We start from the raw sequence: 18,237 nt of genomic DNA, 5'->3' as shown, positions 1-18,237 counted from the left end.
GAGCAGAGCACGGGCATTGAACAGGTGAACCAGGCGATCGCGCAGATGGACCAGGTGACGCAGCAGAACGCGGCGCTGGTGGAAGAAGCGGCCGCTGCGGCACAGTCGATGCAGGAGCAGGCCGCGAGCCTGGTGCAGGCCGTGAGCGTGTTCAAGCTGGACGGCCCGCCGCGCCAGGCCGCCACCGCCCTGCGGCAAACCAGCCCTGTCCATTACCACGCGCCCGAGGTGGCGCCCCTCTGAGGCCGCGCCTTCGCCGTCCCTTCACCCCCATTCAGTATTCCGGTATTCCAAGATGAACTTCCTTTCCAACATGCGCATCGGCACGCGCCTGACCATCGGCTTCGGCCTGGTTCTCGCGCTGACCCTGGTCTCGGCGGCGTTCGCCCTGGTGACCGCCCGAAGCAATGCCGAGGCCACCCGCCAGATGATGCAGAGCCCGCTCGCGAAGGAGCGGCTGATCTCCGACTGGTACGTGCTGACCTACTCGGCCATCGCGCGCACCGCGATGATCGCCCGGACCACCGACGAAACGCTTCCCATCACCTTTGCCGACGTCATCTCCGACAGCGTCAAGAAGGGCGGCGAAACCATGGCCAAGGTCGAGGCCCTGCTGGTGACCGACGTCGAGAAGTCGACCTTCAAGTCCATCGTCGAGCTGCGGGCCAAATACCAGGCCGCCAAGGACGCGGTGCAGAAGGCCAAGGCCAGTGGCACCCCGGGCGAGGCGGAGGCGGTGTTCAAGAACACCTTCCAGCCGGCCGCCAAGGCCTATGAAAGCCGCGTGCTCGAACTGCTTGCGCTCGAGCGCAAGGCGATCGACGACATGAGCCATGCGATCGATGCGGCCAACGAGCGAGGCTTCAACCTGCGCATCGTGCTCACGGTGCTCACGCTGGTGATCGGCGCGGGCTGCGCCTTCCTGATTGCGCGCAGCGTCACGCAGCCGCTGGGCCGCGCGGTGAAGGTGGCCGAAACGGTGGCGAATGGCGACCTCGGCTCGGTCATCGAGGCCCACTCGCGCGACGAGACCGGCCAGCTCATGCAGGCGCTGAAGCACATGAACGAGAGCCTGGCCAAGGTGGTCGGCGAGGTGCGCCAGGGCACCGACACGATCGCGACCGCCTCGGAGCAGATCGCAGCCGGCAACCGGGACCTGTCTTCGCGCACCGAGGAGCAGGCCAGCTCGCTGGAGCAGACGGCCGCCTCGATGGAGGAACTCACGAGCACGGTCAAGCAGAACGCCGACAACGCGCGGCAAGCGAATCAACTGGCCTTGTCGGCCTCCGAAGTGGCCGTCAAGGGCGGCAACGCGGTAGGCCAGGTGGTCGACACCATGGCCTCGATCAATGCCTCCTCGAAGAAGATCGTCGACATCATCGGCGTGATCGACGGCATCGCGTTCCAGACCAACATCCTGGCCCTGAACGCGGCGGTGGAAGCTGCAAGAGCGGGTGAACAAGGCCGCGGCTTCGCAGTCGTCGCTTCCGAGGTGAGAAACCTCGCGCAGCGCTCGGGCGCAGCCGCCAAGGAAATCAAGGGCCTGATCGACGACTCGGTGGACAAGGTCGAGGCCGGCAGCCGCCAGGTGGCCGAGGCGGGGCGCACGATGGACGAGATCGTGGACAGCGTGAAACGCGTGACCGACATCATGGGCGAGATCACGGCCGCGAGCCAGGAGCAGAGCACGGGCATTGAACAGGTGAACCAGGCGATCGCGCAGATGGACCAGGTGACGCAGCAGAACGCGGCGCTGGTGGAAGAAGCGGCCGCCGCGGCGCAATCGATGCAGGAGCAGGCCGCGAGCCTGGTGGCATCGGTCAGCGTGTTCCGGCTCGAGGCCGGGAGAGACCTGGCGCCTGCTGCAAGCCTGCCCGGCGACGCCCGCACAGGCCTGGCGCTGCGCACCTCGGAGCCAGCCTTCGCCTAGCGAGAAAAAAACAACCCTTCGATCTGGAACTGATGAGAGTCAATCTACCCGTTACCGCCAACGAATATCTGCTCGACGATGACGCAGCACTGGTGTCGCGCACCGACCTGAAAGGGCGCATCACCTACGTCAATCCGGCCTTCGTGGCCGCCAGCGGCTATGCCGTGGCGCAACTCATCGGCAAGCCGCACAACATGATTCGGCACCCCGACATGCCCCCGGAGGCCTTTGCCGACATGTGGGAGACCCTGAAGCAGGAGCTGCCCTGGACCGGCGTGATCAAGAACCGGCGCGAGAACGGGGACTTCTACTGGGTGCTCGCGAATGTGACGCCGATCCGCCGCAGGGGCGAGGTGGAGGGCTACATGTCGGTGCGCAGCAAGCCCGATCGCGCGGACGTGGCGCAGGCCGAGCAGCTTTACCGCAGGTTCAGGGAAGGCCATGCCCAGGGCCTGGCGATCCGGCAGGGCGAGGTCGTCAAGCGCGGCTGGACGAGCCTGCTGGCCCGCCTGCGCCGCCTGCCCATCCGGCTGCGCGTGCTGGGCTCGACCTCGGCCGCGGCGGTATCGATGCTGGTGCTCGGCGCTGCCGGCCATTTCGGCTGGGTCGGCCCCGAGGACTGGGCTGCCGGTGCCGCGGTGTGCGCGCTGGCGTGGGCGGGCTTCGGCTACTTCCTCGACCGCACGGTCTTCCGCCCCATGGACCAGGCGGTGCGGGTGGCGCAGGCCATCGCCGCCGGGGGCATTGCGAGGTTCGAGATCCGCCCCGAGGACGAGATGCGCCACCTGCTTCGCGCGCTGAACCAGATGAGCGCGAACTTCTCGGCCGTTGTGGTGGATGTGGACAGCAACGTGTCGAGCGTGGTGTCGGCCTCGACCCAGATTGCGGCGGGCAACCAGGACCTGTCCTCGCGCACCGAGGAGCAGGCCAGCTCGTTGGAGCAGACGGCCGCCTCGATGGAAGAACTCACGAGCACCGTCAAGCAGAACGCGGACAACGCACGGCAGGCCAACCAGCTGGCCGTCTCCGCTTCCGAAGTGGCGGTGCGCGGCGGCGGCGTGGTGAGCCAGGTGGTGGACACCATGGGCTCCATCAACAGCTCGTCCAAGAAGATCGTCGACATCATCGGCGTGATCGACGGCATCGCGTTCCAGACCAACATCCTGGCCCTGAACGCGGCGGTGGAAGCTGCAAGAGCGGGTGAACAAGGCCGCGGCTTCGCAGTCGTCGCTTCCGAGGTGAGAAACCTCGCGCAGCGCTCGGGCGCAGCCGCCAAGGAAATCAAGGGCCTGATCGACGACTCGGTGGACAAGGTCGAGGCCGGCAGCCGCCAGGTGGCCGAGGCGGGGCGCACGATGGACGAGATCGTGGACAGCGTGAAACGCGTGACCGACATCATGGGCGAGATCACGGCCGCGAGCCAGGAGCAGAGCACCGGCATCGAACAGGTGAACCAGGCGATTGCGCAGATGGACCAGGTGACGCAGCAGAACGCGGCGCTGGTGGAAGAAGCGGCCGCCGCGGCGCAGTCGATGCAGGAGCAGGCCGCGAGCCTGGTCGAGTCGGTCAGCGTGTTCCGGCGCGCCGCGTGAAAGCGCAACCAGCCGAAATGTTCCAGCGGGCACTTCATTTTCCGCGCCGCCTGCCGATAGACAGGAAGCAGGTATCGCAAGCGATGCCCGGTGCCAACAAGAAAACGTTCTACAGGTAAAGCCTCATGTCGATGTTCCAAACGGGCCTGTCCGGCCTGAGCGTCGCGCGATCCGCGCTCATGACCACGGCCCACAACACGGCCAATGTGTACACGGCCGGCTACAGCCGGCAGACCGCGCTGGTCTCGTCCAACGGCGGCACGACGACCGGTGCGGGTTTCATCGGGAATGGCGCGCGCGTCACCACGGTGCAGCGCAGCTACGACGGCTATCTCACGGCCCAGCTCAACGGTGCCGAAGCCGCGGGCGCCGCGCTCGCGAGCTACGGATCGCAGATCAACCGCATCGACTCGCTGCTGGCCGACAAGACCGCGGGCCTCACGCCGCTGATGCAGAGCTTCTTCGCCAGCGTGCAGGGCGTGGCCAACACGCCGGCCGACCCGGCGGCGCGCCAGCAGCTCATCAGCGCGGCGCAGACGCTGGCCAACAAGTTCCGCGCCACCGACCAGTACCTCACCGACCTGAACGGTTCGGTCAACGACCAGATCGAAGGCAGCACCGCGCAGATCAACACCTATGCCAAGCAGATCGCGAGCCTGAACCAGCAGATCAGCCAGCTCAGCGCGATGGCCGGCGGCCAGCCGCCCAACGACCTGATGGACCAGCGCGACCAGCTGGTGAGCGAGCTCGGCAAGATCGTGGGCGTGAAGGTTCTGGAGCAGGACAGCGGCCAGTACAACGTCTTCATCGGCAACGGCCAGACGCTGGTGCTGGGCGACCGGGCCGCGCAGCTGCAGGCGGTTTCGTCCGCCGCCGATCCCACGCGCAAGGCAGTGGCGCTGGTCGGCCTCACGGGCACGGTGTCCGAGCTCAACGACGACGTGATCAGCGGCGGTTCGCTGGGCGGCCTGCTGGCCTTCCGCGCCGAGACGCTCACCACCACGCAGAACGCCGTCGGCCGCCTCGCGATGGCGCTGGGCAGCGAGTTCAACGAGCAGCACAAGCTGGGCGTCGACCTGAACGGCGTGCTGGGCACCGACTTCTTCTCGCAGGCCGTGCCGGGCGTGTTCTCCAATGCGCGCAATGCGGGCGACATGGTGCTCGGCGCCAGCGTGAGCGACACCTCGCAGCTCACGACCAGCGACTATTCGGTGCAGGTGAAGGACGTGGCGGGCACGCTCACCTACAGCGTCACGCGGCTGTCGGACAAGCAGCCGATGGGCGACTTCACCACCTTTCCCGCCAGCTTCGACGGCGTGAGCCTCGCAGTGGCCAGCGGTACCGCGCAGGCCGGCGATTCCTTCCTGGTGCAGCCGACGCGCAGCGGCGCGCGCGACATGGACGTGCTGGTGCGCGACACGGCCAAGGTGGCCGCCGCATCGCCGCTGGCCACGGGCAAGGCGGTGGGCAACAAGGGCACCGGCGCGCTGAGCCCCGCCGTGGTCGACGCGGGCTACCTGGCCACGCCGCTGGCCGCGACGGTCACGCTCGCCTACGACGCCGCGGCCAACGCGCTGTCGGGCTTTCCGGCCACCTCCCCCGTGACGGTGACGCTGGCCGATGGCACATCGACCAACTATGCGGCCGGCACGGCCGTGCCCTACACCGCGGGCGCCTCCATCCGCTTCGACGGCATCGAGGTCAAGCTCAGCGGCGCGCCCGCCGATGGCGACACCTTCACCATCGGCAAGAACGCGGGCGGCGTATCCGACGGCAGCAATGCATTGCTGCTTGGCGCGCTGCAGCGCAAGACCGCGATGGACGGCGGCACATCCACCTTCAACGGTGCCTTCGCCAAGCTGGTGAGCGAGGTGGGCAACCGCGCCATGGAAATCCGCGTGGCAGAGAAGACGCAGGAAAGCGTGACGGGCCAGATCCGTGCGAGCCGCGACTCGATCTCGGGCGTGAACCAGGACGAGGAAACCGCCAACCTGCTGATGTACCAGCAGATGTACCAGGCCAATGCCAAGGTGATCCAGACCGCATCGACCATGTTCGACGCGATCCTGGGCATCCGCGGCTGAGCTGGCCGCCTTTAGAAAAGAACCTACGGAGCCGCGATGCGCATCAGCACCCAATCCTTCTACGCCCAGAGCATGAGCTCGCTGGGTTCGCAGCAGCAGCAGCTGTTCCGCATCCAGCAGCAGCTCGCCGCGGGCACCAAGTTCCTGACGGCTGCCGACGATCCGGTGGCCGCCGCGCGTGCGCTGGGCGTGAGCCAGTCGATGGCGGAGTCGGCGCAGTACGCCACCAGCCGCAGCCGCGCGATGCTCTCGCTCTCGCAGGAAGAGACCGCGCTGAAGTCGGCCACCTCGATCATGCAGAACATGAAGACGCTCGCGGTGCAGGCCGGCAACGGCACGCTGTCGGACGCCGACCGCGCCTCGCTGGCCACCACGCTGCAGGGCAACCTGGACCAGCTGGTGAACGTGGCCAATGCCGACGACGGCAACGGCCAGTTCCTGTTCGCCGGCTTCAAGAGCGCGAGCCAGCCCTTCGTGGCGGGGGCCGGCGGCATCCAGTACATGGGCGACCAGGGCCAGCGCCTGATGCAGATCGACGTGTCGCGCCAGATGTCGACCACGGACGACGGACGCAGCGTGTTCCAGTCGGTGCAGGGCGGCGCGGGCTACGTGAGCTCGGCGGGTGCCGGCAACACCGGCTCCGGCGTCTTCGGCGCCGTGGGCGTGACCGATGCGAGCGCGGCCAACTACGGCAAGGACTTCGTGATCAGCTTCAGCGGCGGCAACTACACGGTGGCCACGCAGGACACGCCGCCCGTGGTGGCCGCATCGGGCGCCTACGTGCCGGGCGCCGCGATCTCGTTCGGCGGCCTGCAGATCACCATGAGCGGCGCGCCGGCCGACGGCGACACCTTCCAGGTGGCCACGGCGCGCAATGCCGGCACCGACGTGTTCGCCGCCATCGGCGAGCTGGTCACTGCGCTCAGGCAGCCGCTGGCCGGCAACGGCGACGCGGCGAAGGCCGATCTGCTCAACGCGCTGAGCACCTTCAACGTCAAGATCATCAATGCGCACGACAACGTGCTCACGGTCATGTCGTCGGTCGGCTCGCGCATGAACGAGCTCGACGCGCTCAACACCAGCGGCGCCTCGCGCGACCTGATCGACAAGGGCTACCTCTCGGAGCTGGTGGACCTGGACCCGGCCAGCGCCATCTCGGAATTCCTGCAGCGCCAGACCTCGCTCCAGGCCACCCAGCAGACCTTCGCGCGGCTGCACAGCATTGCGCTGTTCAACTACCTGTGAATGCGAGCGGCGTGCGGCTCAGGGCCGCAGCGCCTGCATCAGCTGGGGCAGCGAAGACAGCGCGGCGGCAAAGCGCGGCTCCATGAAGGCGCCGAGCTGCGGCATCAGCAGCTGCAGCATGCCGATGCCCGCCAGCAGCGTGAGCGGAAAGCCGACCGCAAAGATGCTGAACTGCGGCGAAGCCCGGTTCAGGATGCCCATCGCAAGGTTGAGCGTGAGCAGCGCGGTCACCAGCGGCAGCGCCAGCATCAGCCCGTTGGCAAAGATCCGTCCGCCGCCGGACACCAGCAGCATCCAGCCCTGCGCGGCCAGCGGCGCATCGGCGATCGGCAGCGTGTGGAAGCTCTCGGCCAGCGCCGCGAGCATCAGCAGGTGGCCGTCCACCGCCAGGAAGAGAAGAATGGCCAGCATGTGCATGAGCCGCGCAATCACCATGGTGGCGCCGCCGGCCATGGGATCGAAGAAGGACGCGAAGGACAGGCCCATCTGCAGGCCGATGTACTCGCCCGCGGCCAGCACGGCCGCGAACACCATGCGCATCGCGAAGCCGATGGCACCGCCGATGAGCACCTGCTGCACGATGATCCACACGCCGCCCGCGGAGACCACCGGCACCGCGGGCATGGGACCGAGCGTGGGCGCAATGGCCACCGCCAGCAGCGCGGCAACAGCCACCTTGGTCTGGCGCGCGACGCCGGGCTCGCCGAACACCGGTGCGGTGCTCACCAGCGCCAGCATGCGCACGAAGGGCCACAGGAAGGCCGTCAGCCAGGCGGTCAGCTCCGCCGAGGTGACGGAGAAGATGGCGGGCATGTCAGCGCGCGCTCAGGCGACCAGCTGCGGGATGCTCGAGAACAGCGTGCGGATGTAGTCGAGCATCTGCGCCAGCATCCAGGGGCCGGCAAGCACCAGCACCGCGAACACCGCCAGCAGCTTGGGAATGAAGGACAGCGTGGCTTCGTTGATCTGCGTTGCAGCCTGGAAGATGCTGATGACCAGGCCCACCACGAGCGCCACCAGCAGCATCGGCGCGCCCAGCAGCAGCGAGACGTGGATGGCCTGGCTGCCCAGGGACATGACGGATTCGGGAGTCATTGCGCGCCTCTAAAGATAAAAGCTCTCGGCCAGTGCGCCGATCAGCAGCTGCCAGCCGTCGGCCATGACGAACAGCATCAGCTTGAAGGGCAGCGCGATGGAGGCGGGCGGCACCATCATCATGCCCATCGACATCAGCACGCTGGCCACCACCAGGTCGATGATCAGGAACGGAATGAAGATCGTGAAGCCGATCTGGAACGCGGTCTTCAGCTCGCTGATCACGAAGGAGGGCAGCAGGATGCGCAGCGGCACTTCCTCGGGGCCCTGCATGTCGGGGATCTTGGCGAGCCTGGCGAACAGGGCCAGGTCGTTCTCGCGGGTCTGCTTCAGCATGAAGGACTTGAAGGGCGCAATGCCCTTCTCGAGCGCCTTCTCGGCCGTGATCCTGTTTTCGGAGAAGGGCTTGTAGGCCTCGTCGTGGACCTTGTCGAACACCGGCGCCATCACGAAGAAGGTGAGGAACAGCGACAGGCCCACCAGGATCTGGTTGGGCGGCGACGACTGCGTGCCGATGGCCGTGCGCAGCAGGCCCAGCACGATGAGGATGCGCGTGAAGCTCGTCATGCTCAGCAGCAGCGCCGGCAGGAAGCTGAGCGAGGTCAGCATCACCAGCGTCTGCACGCTGAGCGACCAGGTCTGGCTGCCGCCCGGGCCGGGCGTGCTGGTGAGGCCGGGCAGGCCCTGCGTCCAAGCCGCCGTCGGCAGCGCGAGGGCGAGCAGCATCAGCGCGAAGCCGGCAAGGCTTCGCTGGCGGGCGGTGCGCATCATGGGTGGGGCCGCTGCGCAAGGCCGAGCGAGTCGCGCAGCTTCTGGGCGAACAGGCCCGCCGCGCCGGCCAGGCGGGCGTCGGGCACTGCGCGTGCAGGGGCCGCCGCGGGCAGCGCCTGCGCCGGCAGCGAATGCAGCGCATTGACCCGGCCGGCCGCAACGCCCAGCACCAGCCAGGTGCCGCCGACCTCGACCACGACCACGCGCTCGCGCTGGCCGACCATGGTGCTGGAGACCACCTTCACCGATTGGCCGCCGCCCAGGCGCTGCAGGCCGAAGCGGCGCGCGGCCCAGGCGCACAGGAAGATCAGGGCCAGCACCGCGAACATGCCGAAGCCGGCCTGCAGCAGGCTGGAGGCGCCGACGGCCGGCGCCGCCTCGGCGGGCGAGGGCACGGTCGGCAGCGCCGCGTGGGCTGCGAAGCATGCGGCAGCCGCAATCGATGCGGCGGCCTGCGGCAGCCGCCTGGCAAGGAGATTCATGACCGCCCGAGCTTCTGCATGCGCTCGGAGGGCGTGACGATGTCGGTCAGGCGGATGCCGTACTTCTCGTTGACCACCACCACCTCGCCCTGCGCGATCAGGTAGCCGTTGATCAGCACGTCCAGCGGCTGGCCGGCCAGGCCGTCGAGCTCGACCACCGAGCCCTGCGAGAGCTGCAGCAGGCTCTTGATGGTGATGCGGGTGCGGCCGAGCTCGGCCGTGAGCTGCACCGGCACGTCGAGGATGCGCTCCACGTCCACGGGCGAGCCGGCGCCGGTCGCCATGGCCTGCAGCGGCTGGAACACGCGGCTGCCGGCGGGCGCGGCGGCCGGTGCGGGAGCGGGAGCGATCGCCGGCGGGGCGGCGGGAGCGAAGGCGGGAGCGGGAGCGGAGGCCGCGGTCTGTTCGGCCAGCGCGCTGGCCCAGTCGTCCGCATCGCTGGTGGATGGGGTGTTGTCAGTCATGGTCGTTCTTCGGATCGCTGTCTTGGTGGGAGATCATCTGCAGCACGCGCAGGGCATAGCGTTCGTTCGACACCCCGTAGCCGCATTCCATGACCGGAATGCCGTCCACGCGCGCGGTGATCGAGGAAGGGAGCTCGATGGGCAGCACGTCGCCCACCTGCAGCTTGAGCACCTCGCCGATGGTCGAGGGCAGCGTGATGAATTCGGCGCTGAGCTCCACGTCGGCGCTCTGCATCTGCTGCGACATCTGGCGCACCCAGCGCTTGTCGACCTCGATCTCGTCCTGCACCGGGTTGGACAGCAGGTCGCGGATCGGCTCGATCATCGAATAGGGAATGCACACGTGCAGGAAGCCGCCCACCGGGCCGAACTCGATCTGCAGCGTGGTGTTGATCACCACTTCGTTGGGCGCGACGATGTTGGCGAGCTTGCCGTGCATCTCGGCGCGCACGTAGTCGAAGCTCAGCGGGAACACCGGCTGCCAGGCGTCGGCATAGCACTGCAGCGTGAGGTTCAGGAGCCGCTTGATGATGCGCTGCTCGGTGCGCGTGAAGTCGCGCCCCTCGACGCGCACGTGGTAGCGCCCGTCGCTGCCGAACAGGTTGTCGACCACCAGGAACACCAGCTTCGGATCGAACACGAACAGCGCCGTGCCGCGCAGCGGCTTCATGTGCAGCATGTTGATGTTGGCCGGCACCGGCAGGTGGCGCACGAATTCGCCGTACTGCTGGATGTGCACCGGCCCGACCGAGATGTCGGGGCTGCGCCGCATGAAGTTCAGCAGCGAGCTGCGCAGGTGGCGGGCAAAGCGCTCGTTGATGACCTCCAGCGTGTGCATGCGGCTGCGCACCACGCGGTCGGGCGCGCCCAGGTCGTACACCGGCAGGCCGTCCGTGCGGGCGGCGGCGCCGTCGCTCTGCTCGGGCGCGCCGCCGGTGACGCCCTGCAGCAGCGCGTCGACCTCGTCCTGGGAGAGCACTTGTTCATAGGCCATGGATCGGCGGTCCGGAAAGGGTTACTGCACCACGAAGGTGTTGAAGGACACGCTGGCGATCTCCTGCGGCGGCAGGCCTGCGCCCAGCGGGCGGCTCAGCTCGGCGCGGATCTCCTCGGCCAGGCGGGCCTTGTCGGCGGTCGTCACCAGCGATTCGGGCGGGCGGTTCGACAGCAGCAACAGCACCCGGCTGCGGATCTCGGGCATGAATTCGACGATGCGCGCCTTGGCCTGTTCGTCGCGCACCTTGAGGGCGATGCCCACGTGCAGGAAGCGGCCGCGGCCTTCGGACTGCACGTTGACAGTCAGCGGCTCGAGGGTCACGAAGATCGGCTTCTCAGGCACGGGTGCAGCGGCTGCGGCGGGTTCGGCCGCGGCGCGCTGGCGCAGCAGGAAATAGCCGCCGGCGGCGGCCAGCGCGCCGGCCAGCACGACGATCAGGAGCACGATCCACAGCCTGGACGAACGTGCGGGGGAAGGGGGAACGGGAGCGAGTGCGACAGGAGGACTGGTAGCCATATGGGTGCTGCGAAGCGAATCGGTTTCGGACTATTCTTTGCCAGGTGGCTGGCAGGCGAAGGGCTGATCAAGCGCGGGAAAAGCTCTCAGATCCCGCGTTCGCCATCTCATGCGAAGGTGTCGACGCCGGCACTGGGCCTGCGAAGCGCCGCAGGCGCCGGCATGCTGCGCAGCGGCTCGGTGGTGGCGATGGCTTGTGCGCGGCTGGCCGCGGCGTAGTTGGCCTGCCGCGGCGATCCCTGCTGCTGGGGCTGCTGGCCGAAGGCGCCGCTTTGTCCGGGCGAGGGATGCGATTCCGCGCCGACCGAGGCCTGGCCCAGGCTGATGCCGTGGTCGGCAAGGCTCGCGCGCAATTGCGGCAGCGCGACTTCGAGCGCCTTGCGCACGCTCTCGTGGGCCGAGGCGAACATCGCCTGCGCCTGGTTGTCGCCCATGGTGAGCGTGACCTTGAGCGGGCCGAGGCCGGCCGGGTTGAGGTTCAGCTCGGCCACCTGATAGCCCGCGGCGGTCATGCGCAGCACCTGGTGGCCGATGGCCTTGCCCCAGGCGGCCGAGCCGACCGACGGCTCCACGCTGAGGATGGGCGTGTGCGGCGAGGCCGGCGGCACGTTCGTGCGCGCGGCGGCGGCCGCGGCCGGCGTGAACGGCATCGGGGTGGGCACGCTGTCGGAGGCGGGCGCCGCCGCGTCGGATGCGGCGGCCAGGTCGGCGGTCTTGTCGGCGGAGATCATGGCGGTGGCCGGTGCCGAGTGGGTGTCGGCATCGGCGGAGAGGGAGGCGGTGGATGCGCCGCGTGGGTCGGTGGCGGCCGCTGCAGGAGCCGCGGCGATGTGGGTGCCGGTTTCGGGCGCCGCAGCGTCGGCGGCCGGGGTCGCGGCCGTGTCTGTGCCTGTGCCAGCGGCCGGCGGCGGCACAGCGGCTGCGGCCTGCACGGCGGCGCGTGCATCCGCCGGCTGCGCGGCGTCCGGGGCTGGCGCCTGCTGCGCACCGTGTGTCGGCTTCGTTGGCGCAGTTGTTTCGCCTTCGGCATCCGCCGCAATGGCTGTCTTGCCTGCCGCAGCGTCTGCGGTCTCTCCAGCCAGCGTGTCGGCCGGCGCATCGCCCGGCAGCACGGCCTGGATGCCGTCGGGCATCGAGGCCGCCGCGGGTGCACCGGCCGCCAGCGCAGCGGTGGCGGCGGAGGGTGGCGCCACCAGCGGCGCGAAGAAGGACATCGGCAACAGCTCGGCGGCAAGCTCGTCCTTGCGATCGCCGGCGCGCGAGGCCTTTCGGCGGTGCGTGGCTTCGAGTGCGGACGATTCGGCCTCTTCGGGCGCCTGCGCTGCGCCCGCGTTGCGCGAGCGGGCCAGCGCCGCATCGAAGCTGCGGCCGCCGGGCTCCTCGGCGTTGCGGCCGCGTGCACCGGAGGCAGCGGAAGAAGCCGAGGAGGCAGCCGCACTTGGGCTGAAGGAAGGGGCAATGGGAGAAGGCATGGCGGGGCGGGTGCGTCAGGGTGTCGGTTGGGAGGCGCGGTCGAAGAACTTGCGTGCCGTGCGTTCGTCGCTGTCGCGCTGCTCGCGCCGCGCACCGACCACGAGTTCCTGCCGCCGCGCGCGTTCGGCCAGCGCATCGAAGGAGTTGAGGCGCCGCTTGTGCTGCTGCCATTCGCTGCGGCCATGGTCGAGCCGGCTGGCCGCCTGCGCGGCGATGGCCTGCTGCTGCTTGATGGCGCCGTCGAGCGTGCCGAGGAAGTTGCGGTAGTTGTGCCACTGGGCCGAGGGCAGGCCGTTCGCCATCAGCACCTGCAGCTGGTCGCTGTAGTCCTGGCGGTATTGCAGCAGCAGCTCCAGCTTCTGGTGGGCGCTGACCTGCGCGTTCTGCAGCAGGCCGAGCTGGCGCGCCGCATCGTCGGTTCGGGTGCGGGCGAGGTCGGTGAGCGTGTCGAGCGGAAGCTTGTGCGGCATGGCGACTCCTGTGAAAGGGGATGGGATCAGGCGGGTTCGAAGAGGCGGCCCATGCGCTCGATGGACGCGGCGTAGTCGCAGCGCTCGTGCATCGACTGCTGCAGGAAGGCCTCGATGCGCGGATAGAGCGCAATGGCCTGGTCGAGCTGCGGGTCGTGGCCGGCCGCATAGGCGCCGACGCTGATGAGGTCGCGGTTGCGCTGGTAGCGCGAGAGCGCCTGCTTGAAGCGCCGCACGGTGTCGAACTGCGAGGGCTCGATCAGCGCCGTCATCGCGCGGCTGATCGAGGCCTCGATGTCGATCGCCGGGTAGTGGCCGGCCTCGGCCAGCGTGCGCGACAGCACCACGTGGCCGTCGAGGATGGCGCGCGCCGAATCGGCGATCGGGTCCTGCTGGTCGTCGCCTTCGGACAGCACGGTGTAGAAGGCCGTGATCGAGCCGCCGCGGCCGTTGGCATCGCGCGCGCCGTTGCCGGCGCGCTCCACCAGCGCGGGCAGCTTGGCGAACACCGAGGGCGGATAGCCCTTGGTGGCCGGCGGCTCGCCCACGGCGAGCGCGATCTCGCGCTGCGCCATCGCATAGCGCGTGAGCGAATCCATGATCAGCAGCACGTCGCGGCCCTGGTCGCGGAAGTACTCGGCCAGGCAGGTGGCATAGGCCGCGCCCTGCAGCCGCATCAGCGGCGAGTTGTCGGCCGGCGCGGCCACCACCACCGAGCGGGCCAGGCCTTCCTCGCCCAGCGTGTTCTCGATGAAGTCCTTGACCTCGCGGCCGCGTTCGCCGATGAGGCCGACCACGATCACTTCGGCGCTGGTGTAGCGCGCCATCATGCCCAGCAGCACGCTCTTGCCCACGCCGGAGCCCGCGAACAGGCCCATGCGCTGGCCTCGGCCCACGGTGAGCATGGCGTTGATGGCGCGCACGCCCACGTCGAGCACCGAGTCGATCGGCGCACGCGCGAGCGGATTGATCGGCGGCGCGCCCAGCGGCACCCTGCGGCTCGCGTCGAGCGGACCGAGCCCGTCGAGCGGCCGTCCGGCGGCGTCGACCACGCGCCCGAGCATGCCTTCACCCACCGGCAGCCGCTTGGTGTGGGCATCGCCGGAAGCGCCGCCCGCGAACTGCGCGGGGCCGGGCCGCGCAAACACGCGCGCACCGGGCAGCAGGCCGGCCACTTCGCTTTGCGGCATCAGGAACAGGCGGTCGCCGGCAAAGCCGACCACCTCGGCCTCGGCATGGCGCTGCGGATAACCGGGCGGCAACTCGATCAGGCAGTCGCTGCCGACCGGCAGTTGCAGGCCCACGGCCTCCAGCACCAGGCCGACGGCGCGCGTCAGGCGACCCGAGGTGGCGATGGTCGCGCACAGGCCGACCTCGCTGCGGGCCTGCGCGAGCGTGCCGAGCCAGGACTTGAGGTGCGGATTGACCGCGCCGGGCGCGGCGGTGATTGTGGCGGCTTGCATGGTTTCTCAGGCTCCATCGGGTTCGGCATCGCGCGAGAAGGCGCCGGCCACGCGCTTCCAGCGGGTCGCGAGCGTGGCGTCCATCTCGCCGCTCGTGCTGCGCACGCGGCAGCCGCCGCGGGCCAGGGTGTCGTCGGCGCGCAGCTGCCAGCCGGCGGCCTGCAGTTCGCCGCCGAGGCTGTTCTTCACCAGTGCCAGGTCCTCGGGGTGCAGCAGCAGGCGCGGCTCGCCCTGCAGCGCGGGTTCGGTGTGCAGCAGGTCCTGCACCAGCGCCAGCACCCATTCGGGCTCGACGCGCAGGGTGCGGTGGATCACCTGGCGCGCGGCATCGAGCGCGAGCGCCAGGACGGCATCGCCCAGCTCGCTCTCCGCGCTGCGCAGCGCGGCCGGCAGCGCCGCCGCCAGTGCGCGCAACTGCTCGGCATGCGCGCTGGCCGCGGCCAGGCCGGCGGCCAGGCCTTCGGTGCGCCCTTCGGCATGGCCCTGGGCCCAGCCCTCGCGGCGGCCTTCGGCTTCGCCGGTGGCGCGCGCTTCCAGGCGCAGGCGTTCGAGCTCGGCCTCGCGTGCCAGCGCGGCCGGGTCGATGCGCGGCGGTGCGGGCGCTTCGATGCCGGCGCTGTGCGCCGCGATCGCTTCCGCGTCGATCGCGCCCATCTCCCAGCGCTGCCAGGCGGACAGGCGCGGCTGGGAGAGCATCGGCGGCGTGTCCTGCCGCGCGCGAGCGCCGAAGGAATGAGGGAAGGAGGTCATCTCATCGACTTCCAGGAACACCGCAGAACCGGCTTCGCCGGGCTGCAGGTGTTGCCCCCGGCGAGGGGGTTGGCGCAGCGACACGAAGTGCGCGAAGCTTGGGGGGAGAGCAACATGTCTAGACGAAATCATCGGTTCCAGGCGCGGCAACGACGATCTCGCCGGCATCGGCCAGGCGGCGCACGACCTGCAGGATCGCCTTCTGCTCGGTCTCGACCTGCGACACGCGCACCGGGCCGCGCAGCTCGATGTCCTCGCGCAGCGTCTCGGCCGCGCGCTGCGACATGTTCTTGAGGAACTTCTCGCGCAGCTCGGGCGCCGAGCCCTTGAGCGCGACGATGAGCGAATCGGACTCGATGTCCTTGAGCAGGCGCTGGATGTAGCGGTCCTCCAGGTCGAGCAGGTTCTCGAACACGAACATCTCCTCGACGATGCGCTGGGCCAGCGCCTCGTCGTGGGCGCGCACGTGGGCAATGGCCTCTTCTTCCTGCGCGCTGTTCATCAGGTTGACGATCTCGGCCGCGGTGCGCGCGCCGCCCAGGCGGCTGCGCTTGAGGCCTTCGCCCGAGAGCATCTCGGTGAGCACGTCGGTCAGCTCGGCCAGCGCGGCCGGCTGCACGCCGCCGAAGGTGGCCACGCGCAGGATCACGTCGTGGCGCAGGCGCTCGGGCAGTCTTTCGAGCACCTCGGAGGCCTTCTTGCGGTCCAGGTGGACCAGCAGCGTGGCCAGAATCTGCGGATGCTCGTCGCGCACCAGTTCCACCACTTCGCTGGCTTCCAGGTCGTTGAGCCGCTCGATGCCGCCGTGCGGCTCGTCGGGCTGCAGGATGTCTTCGAGCAGGTTGCTGGCGCGGTCGTCGCCCAGCGCCTTGCGCAGCACGGCGCGGATGTAGCTGCCCGAGCCCAGGTGCAGCGCGGACAGCTGCTCGGTCTCCATGCGGAACTCGGCCAGCACGGCCGCGAGTTCGTCCTTGGAGACCTGGCTCAGCTTGGCCATTGCGACGCCCAGCGCCTGCACCTCGGTGGCGGGCAGGTGGTGCAGCGTGGCGGCGGCGCGGTCTTCGCCCAACGACATCAGCAAGATTGCGCTTTTCCGGGTGCCTGCGTCGCTCATGAATTCATCCAATGCTTGATCAGCGTGGCCACCAGGCGCGGATCCTGGTCGGCGGTCTGGTGCGCGTAGTCGAGGTCGGCCTTCTGGCGCTCGATCTCGCGCAGCCGCGCGTTGTTCTGCGAGGCCGCCTCGTCGTCGGCTGCGCCAGGGGCGGCCGGCGCCGTTTCGGGCACCGCGGCGGCGGGCGGCGCGAGGTGCCTGCGCAGCAGCGGCCGCAGCACCGCGAACCAGGCGAACAGCGCGAGGCCGGCCACCAGCAGGTACTGCGCGATGGTCATGGCGAGCCCGAGGTTGGCGGGGTCGCGCCAGAACGGCAGCGCGGGGCCGGCCTGCTCGTCGCCGCCTTCGCGGGCGAAGGCGCTGTTGACCACGTTGAGCGAGTCGCCGCGCTCCTGGCTGAAGCCCATCGCTTCCTTGACGAGGTTCCGGATCTGCTCGAGCTCGGCCGGCGTGAGCGCGCGCTGGCTCGGCTTGCCGGCGCTGTCCGCGGCTTCGCGGTGGTTCACCACCACGGCCACCGACAGCCGCTTCACCCCGCCCGCGCCTTGCTGCACATGGCGGATCGAACGGTCGAGCTCGTAGTTGGTCGTCACGTCCTTGCGTGAGCTGCCCGGTGCCGTGCCGGCCGCCGTGGTGGTTGCGGCAGTTCCCGGCGCCGGTGCCGCGGCGTTCGGCGGCGCGGTGATGGGCGCGCTCGGCGCCTGCGGCGGCTGGTTCGACAGCGCGCCCGGCACGCCGCCCGGCGGCGTGGCGCCCTGCTGCATCGACTCGCTCGACTGCTGGCTGCGGACAGCCGCGGTGCGCGGGTCCTGGTTCGGCTTGTAGCTTTCCTCGGTGCGCTCGACCACGGAAAAGTCGATGTCGGCCGCCACCTGCGCGCGCACGTTGCTCGCGCCCACGATGGGCTGCAGGATCGCCTCGATGCGGCGGATGTAGCCCTGCTCGATTTCCTGCGCGTATTTCAGCTGGCTCACGTCCAGTCCGCGCGCGCCGGCGTTGGCGGCCGACAGCAGGTTGCCGTGCTGGTCGACCACGGTCACGCTCTTGGCGTTCAGGTCGGGCACGCTGCTGGAGACCATGTGCACGATCGCGCTGACCTGGCCCTCGTCGATGCTGCGGCCGCGGTGCAGCGTCAGGATCACCGAGGCCGAGGGCTTCTTCTGGTCGCGCACGAAGAGCGAAGGCTTGGGCAGCGCCAGGTGGATGCGCGCCGACTCGACCGAGCCGATCGATTCGACCGAGCGCGCCAGCTCGCCTTCGAGCCCGCGCTGGTAGTTCACCTGTTCAGCGAAGTTGCTGGTGCCGAACTTCTGGTTGTCCATCAGCTCGAAGCCGACCCCGCCGCCCTTGGGCAGACCCTGGGCGGCGAGCTTCAGGCGCAGCTCGGGCACCTTGTCGCGCGCCACCATGATCGCGCCGCCGCCTTCGGCGAACTTGTAGGGCACGTTCATCTGCTGCAGCGACGCGATGATGGCGCCGCCGTCGCGTTCCGTCACGTTGGTGTAGAGCACGCCGTAGTCGGGCGCGCGGCTCCACAGCAGGAACGCCGCGGCGGCCGCGGCGATGGCGGCCGCGCCGACGATCAGCGGCAGCTTCGGCTGGGCGCGCAGGCGCTCCGCAAGGCCGGAGGCGGGCGAGGGCGCCGGGCTGGCGCCCGCGGGGGCCGCCGAACTCATTGCGCAAGCTCCGCCGCGGCCAAATGCACGGGGCGGCGCGGGGTCATGGCGAGGGGCTGGAGGCTTCGATGTTCTGGGGTCATGCCGAGGGGGCCGTGGTGTCGTCAGCGAGCTA

General features: G+C 69.6%; 17 protein-coding genes and 1 pseudogene. 5 read left to right on the top strand and 13 right to left on the bottom strand.

The window, feature by feature from the left end:
* The 5 genes and pseudogenes from FB547_RS21585 to flgL form a co-directional block, all read left to right on the top strand.
* A pseudogene (locus FB547_RS21585) lies at positions 1–243 on the top strand (methyl-accepting chemotaxis protein); the annotation flags it as partial.
* A 52-nt stretch (positions 244–295) separates the two neighbouring features.
* The gene (locus tag FB547_RS21580) at positions 296–1,930 is read left to right on the top strand and encodes a methyl-accepting chemotaxis protein (protein WP_261380350.1); all 1,635 of its coding nucleotides are present in this window, start codon (positions 296–298) and stop codon (positions 1,928–1,930) included.
* 32 nt (positions 1,931–1,962) lie between these two features.
* Entirely contained in the window at positions 1,963–3,522 is a 1,560-nt protein-coding gene (locus tag FB547_RS21575) for a methyl-accepting chemotaxis protein (protein ID WP_145745722.1), read from the top strand.
* A 125-nt stretch (positions 3,523–3,647) separates the two neighbouring features.
* A complete protein-coding gene (flgK, locus tag FB547_RS21570; RefSeq protein WP_145745721.1) occupies positions 3,648–5,606 on the top strand; it encodes a flagellar hook-associated protein FlgK in 1,959 nt (652 codons plus the stop codon).
* 36 nt (positions 5,607–5,642) lie between these two features.
* On the top strand, positions 5,643–6,851 hold the full coding sequence (gene flgL, locus FB547_RS21565; RefSeq protein WP_145745720.1) for a flagellar hook-associated protein FlgL: 1,209 nt from the start codon (positions 5,643–5,645) through the stop codon (positions 6,849–6,851).
* 18 nt (positions 6,852–6,869) lie between these two features.
* Here the strand turns inward: flgL and fliR are convergent, their stop codons facing one another.
* The 13 genes from fliR to fliF all read right to left on the bottom strand — a co-directional run bounded on the left by fliR (position 6,870) and on the right by fliF (position 18,122).
* On the bottom strand, positions 6,870–7,664 hold the full coding sequence (fliR, locus tag FB547_RS21560) for a flagellar biosynthetic protein FliR (protein ID WP_145745719.1): 795 nt from the start codon (positions 7,662–7,664) through the stop codon (positions 6,870–6,872).
* A 12-nt stretch (positions 7,665–7,676) separates the two neighbouring features.
* On the bottom strand, positions 7,677–7,946 hold the full coding sequence (gene fliQ, locus FB547_RS21555; RefSeq protein ID WP_015866953.1) for a flagellar biosynthesis protein FliQ: 270 nt from the start codon (positions 7,944–7,946) through the stop codon (positions 7,677–7,679).
* Positions 7,947–7,955: 9 nt separating this feature from the next.
* Positions 7,956–8,717, bottom strand: a complete 762-nt coding sequence (gene fliP, locus FB547_RS21550) for a flagellar type III secretion system pore protein FliP (protein WP_145745718.1) — start codon at positions 8,715–8,717, stop codon at positions 7,956–7,958.
* Positions 8,714–9,199, bottom strand: coding sequence for a flagellar biosynthetic protein FliO (gene fliO, locus FB547_RS21545; protein ID WP_145745717.1), 486 nt, complete (start codon positions 9,197–9,199; stop codon positions 8,714–8,716). Before fliO ends, fliP begins: the two co-directional genes overlap by 4 nt.
* On the bottom strand, positions 9,196–9,663 hold the full coding sequence (gene fliN / locus FB547_RS21540) for a flagellar motor switch protein FliN (RefSeq protein WP_015866950.1): 468 nt from the start codon (positions 9,661–9,663) through the stop codon (positions 9,196–9,198). The genes fliO and fliN overlap by 4 nt, the downstream gene beginning before the upstream one ends.
* Positions 9,656–10,657 carry a flagellar motor switch protein FliM gene (gene fliM / locus FB547_RS21535; protein ID WP_124956755.1) on the bottom strand — a complete coding sequence of 334 codons (1,002 nt, stop codon included), beginning with the start codon at positions 10,655–10,657 and terminating at the stop codon, positions 9,656–9,658. The genes fliN and fliM overlap by 8 nt, the downstream gene beginning before the upstream one ends.
* A gap of 21 nt (positions 10,658–10,678) precedes the next feature.
* Positions 10,679–11,176 carry a flagellar basal body-associated protein FliL gene (gene fliL, locus FB547_RS21530; RefSeq protein WP_145745716.1) on the bottom strand — a complete coding sequence of 166 codons (498 nt, stop codon included), beginning with the start codon at positions 11,174–11,176 and terminating at the stop codon, positions 10,679–10,681.
* A 107-nt stretch (positions 11,177–11,283) separates the two neighbouring features.
* Positions 11,284–12,648 carry a flagellar hook-length control protein FliK gene (locus tag FB547_RS21525; protein ID WP_145745715.1) on the bottom strand — a complete coding sequence of 455 codons (1,365 nt, stop codon included), beginning with the start codon at positions 12,646–12,648 and terminating at the stop codon, positions 11,284–11,286.
* A gap of 15 nt (positions 12,649–12,663) precedes the next feature.
* A complete protein-coding gene (fliJ, locus tag FB547_RS21520) occupies positions 12,664–13,119 on the bottom strand; it encodes a flagellar export protein FliJ (protein WP_145745714.1) in 456 nt (151 codons plus the stop codon).
* A gap of 26 nt (positions 13,120–13,145) precedes the next feature.
* Positions 13,146–14,582, bottom strand: a complete 1,437-nt coding sequence (gene fliI, locus FB547_RS21515) for a flagellar protein export ATPase FliI (RefSeq protein ID WP_145745713.1) — start codon at positions 14,580–14,582, stop codon at positions 13,146–13,148.
* A 6-nt stretch (positions 14,583–14,588) separates the two neighbouring features.
* On the bottom strand, positions 14,589–15,332 hold the full coding sequence (fliH, locus tag FB547_RS21510) for a flagellar assembly protein FliH (protein WP_225612655.1): 744 nt from the start codon (positions 15,330–15,332) through the stop codon (positions 14,589–14,591).
* Between the two features lie 118 nt (positions 15,333–15,450).
* Entirely contained in the window at positions 15,451–16,446 is a 996-nt protein-coding gene (gene fliG / locus FB547_RS21505) for a flagellar motor switch protein FliG (RefSeq protein ID WP_145745712.1), read from the bottom strand.
* A complete protein-coding gene (gene fliF, locus FB547_RS21500) occupies positions 16,443–18,122 on the bottom strand; it encodes a flagellar basal-body MS-ring/collar protein FliF (protein WP_145745711.1) in 1,680 nt (559 codons plus the stop codon). Before fliF ends, fliG begins: the two co-directional genes overlap by 4 nt.
* Between the last annotated feature and the right edge of the window lie 115 nt (positions 18,123–18,237).

The organism is Variovorax beijingensis (genome assembly GCF_007828835.1).
In the GTDB taxonomy this organism is placed as follows: domain Bacteria; phylum Pseudomonadota; class Gammaproteobacteria; order Burkholderiales; family Burkholderiaceae_C; genus Variovorax; species Variovorax beijingensis_A.
Note: the sequence above shows the minus strand (reverse complement) of the source record. Positions and strands in the feature narration are given on the sequence as shown.

What these genes read in the sequence shown, in the direction of transcription:
- fliO (WP_145745717.1), bottom strand. Translation starts at nt 9,199, where the DNA reads ATGAATCTCCTTGCCAGGCGGCTGCCGCAGGCCGCCGCATCGATTGCG.
- fliH (WP_225612655.1), bottom strand. Translation starts at nt 15,332, where the DNA reads ATGACCTCCTTCCCTCATTCCTTCGGCGCTCGCGCGCGGCAGGACACG.
- fliP (WP_145745718.1), bottom strand. Translation starts at nt 8,717, where the DNA reads ATGATGCGCACCGCCCGCCAGCGAAGCCTTGCCGGCTTCGCGCTGATG.
- fliI (WP_145745713.1), bottom strand. Translation starts at nt 14,582, where the DNA reads ATGCAAGCCGCCACAATCACCGCCGCGCCCGGCGCGGTCAATCCGCAC.
- flgK (WP_145745721.1), top strand. Translation starts at nt 3,648, where the DNA reads ATGTCGATGTTCCAAACGGGCCTGTCCGGCCTGAGCGTCGCGCGATCC.
- flgL (WP_145745720.1), top strand. Translation starts at nt 5,643, where the DNA reads ATGCGCATCAGCACCCAATCCTTCTACGCCCAGAGCATGAGCTCGCTG.
- fliG (WP_145745712.1), bottom strand. Translation starts at nt 16,446, where the DNA reads ATGAGCGACGCAGGCACCCGGAAAAGCGCAATCTTGCTGATGTCGTTG.
- fliQ (WP_015866953.1), bottom strand. Translation starts at nt 7,946, where the DNA reads ATGACTCCCGAATCCGTCATGTCCCTGGGCAGCCAGGCCATCCACGTC.
- fliL (WP_145745716.1), bottom strand. Translation starts at nt 11,176, where the DNA reads ATGGCTACCAGTCCTCCTGTCGCACTCGCTCCCGTTCCCCCTTCCCCC.
- FB547_RS21525 (WP_145745715.1), bottom strand. Translation starts at nt 12,648, where the DNA reads ATGCCTTCTCCCATTGCCCCTTCCTTCAGCCCAAGTGCGGCTGCCTCC.
- fliF (WP_145745711.1), bottom strand. Translation starts at nt 18,122, where the DNA reads ATGAGTTCGGCGGCCCCCGCGGGCGCCAGCCCGGCGCCCTCGCCCGCC.
- fliM (WP_124956755.1), bottom strand. Translation starts at nt 10,657, where the DNA reads ATGGCCTATGAACAAGTGCTCTCCCAGGACGAGGTCGACGCGCTGCTG.
- fliN (WP_015866950.1), bottom strand. Translation starts at nt 9,663, where the DNA reads ATGACTGACAACACCCCATCCACCAGCGATGCGGACGACTGGGCCAGC.
- fliJ (WP_145745714.1), bottom strand. Translation starts at nt 13,119, where the DNA reads ATGCCGCACAAGCTTCCGCTCGACACGCTCACCGACCTCGCCCGCACC.
- FB547_RS21575 (WP_145745722.1), top strand. Translation starts at nt 1,963, where the DNA reads ATGAGAGTCAATCTACCCGTTACCGCCAACGAATATCTGCTCGACGAT.
- FB547_RS21580 (WP_261380350.1), top strand. Translation starts at nt 296, where the DNA reads ATGAACTTCCTTTCCAACATGCGCATCGGCACGCGCCTGACCATCGGC.
- fliR (WP_145745719.1), bottom strand. Translation starts at nt 7,664, where the DNA reads ATGCCCGCCATCTTCTCCGTCACCTCGGCGGAGCTGACCGCCTGGCTG.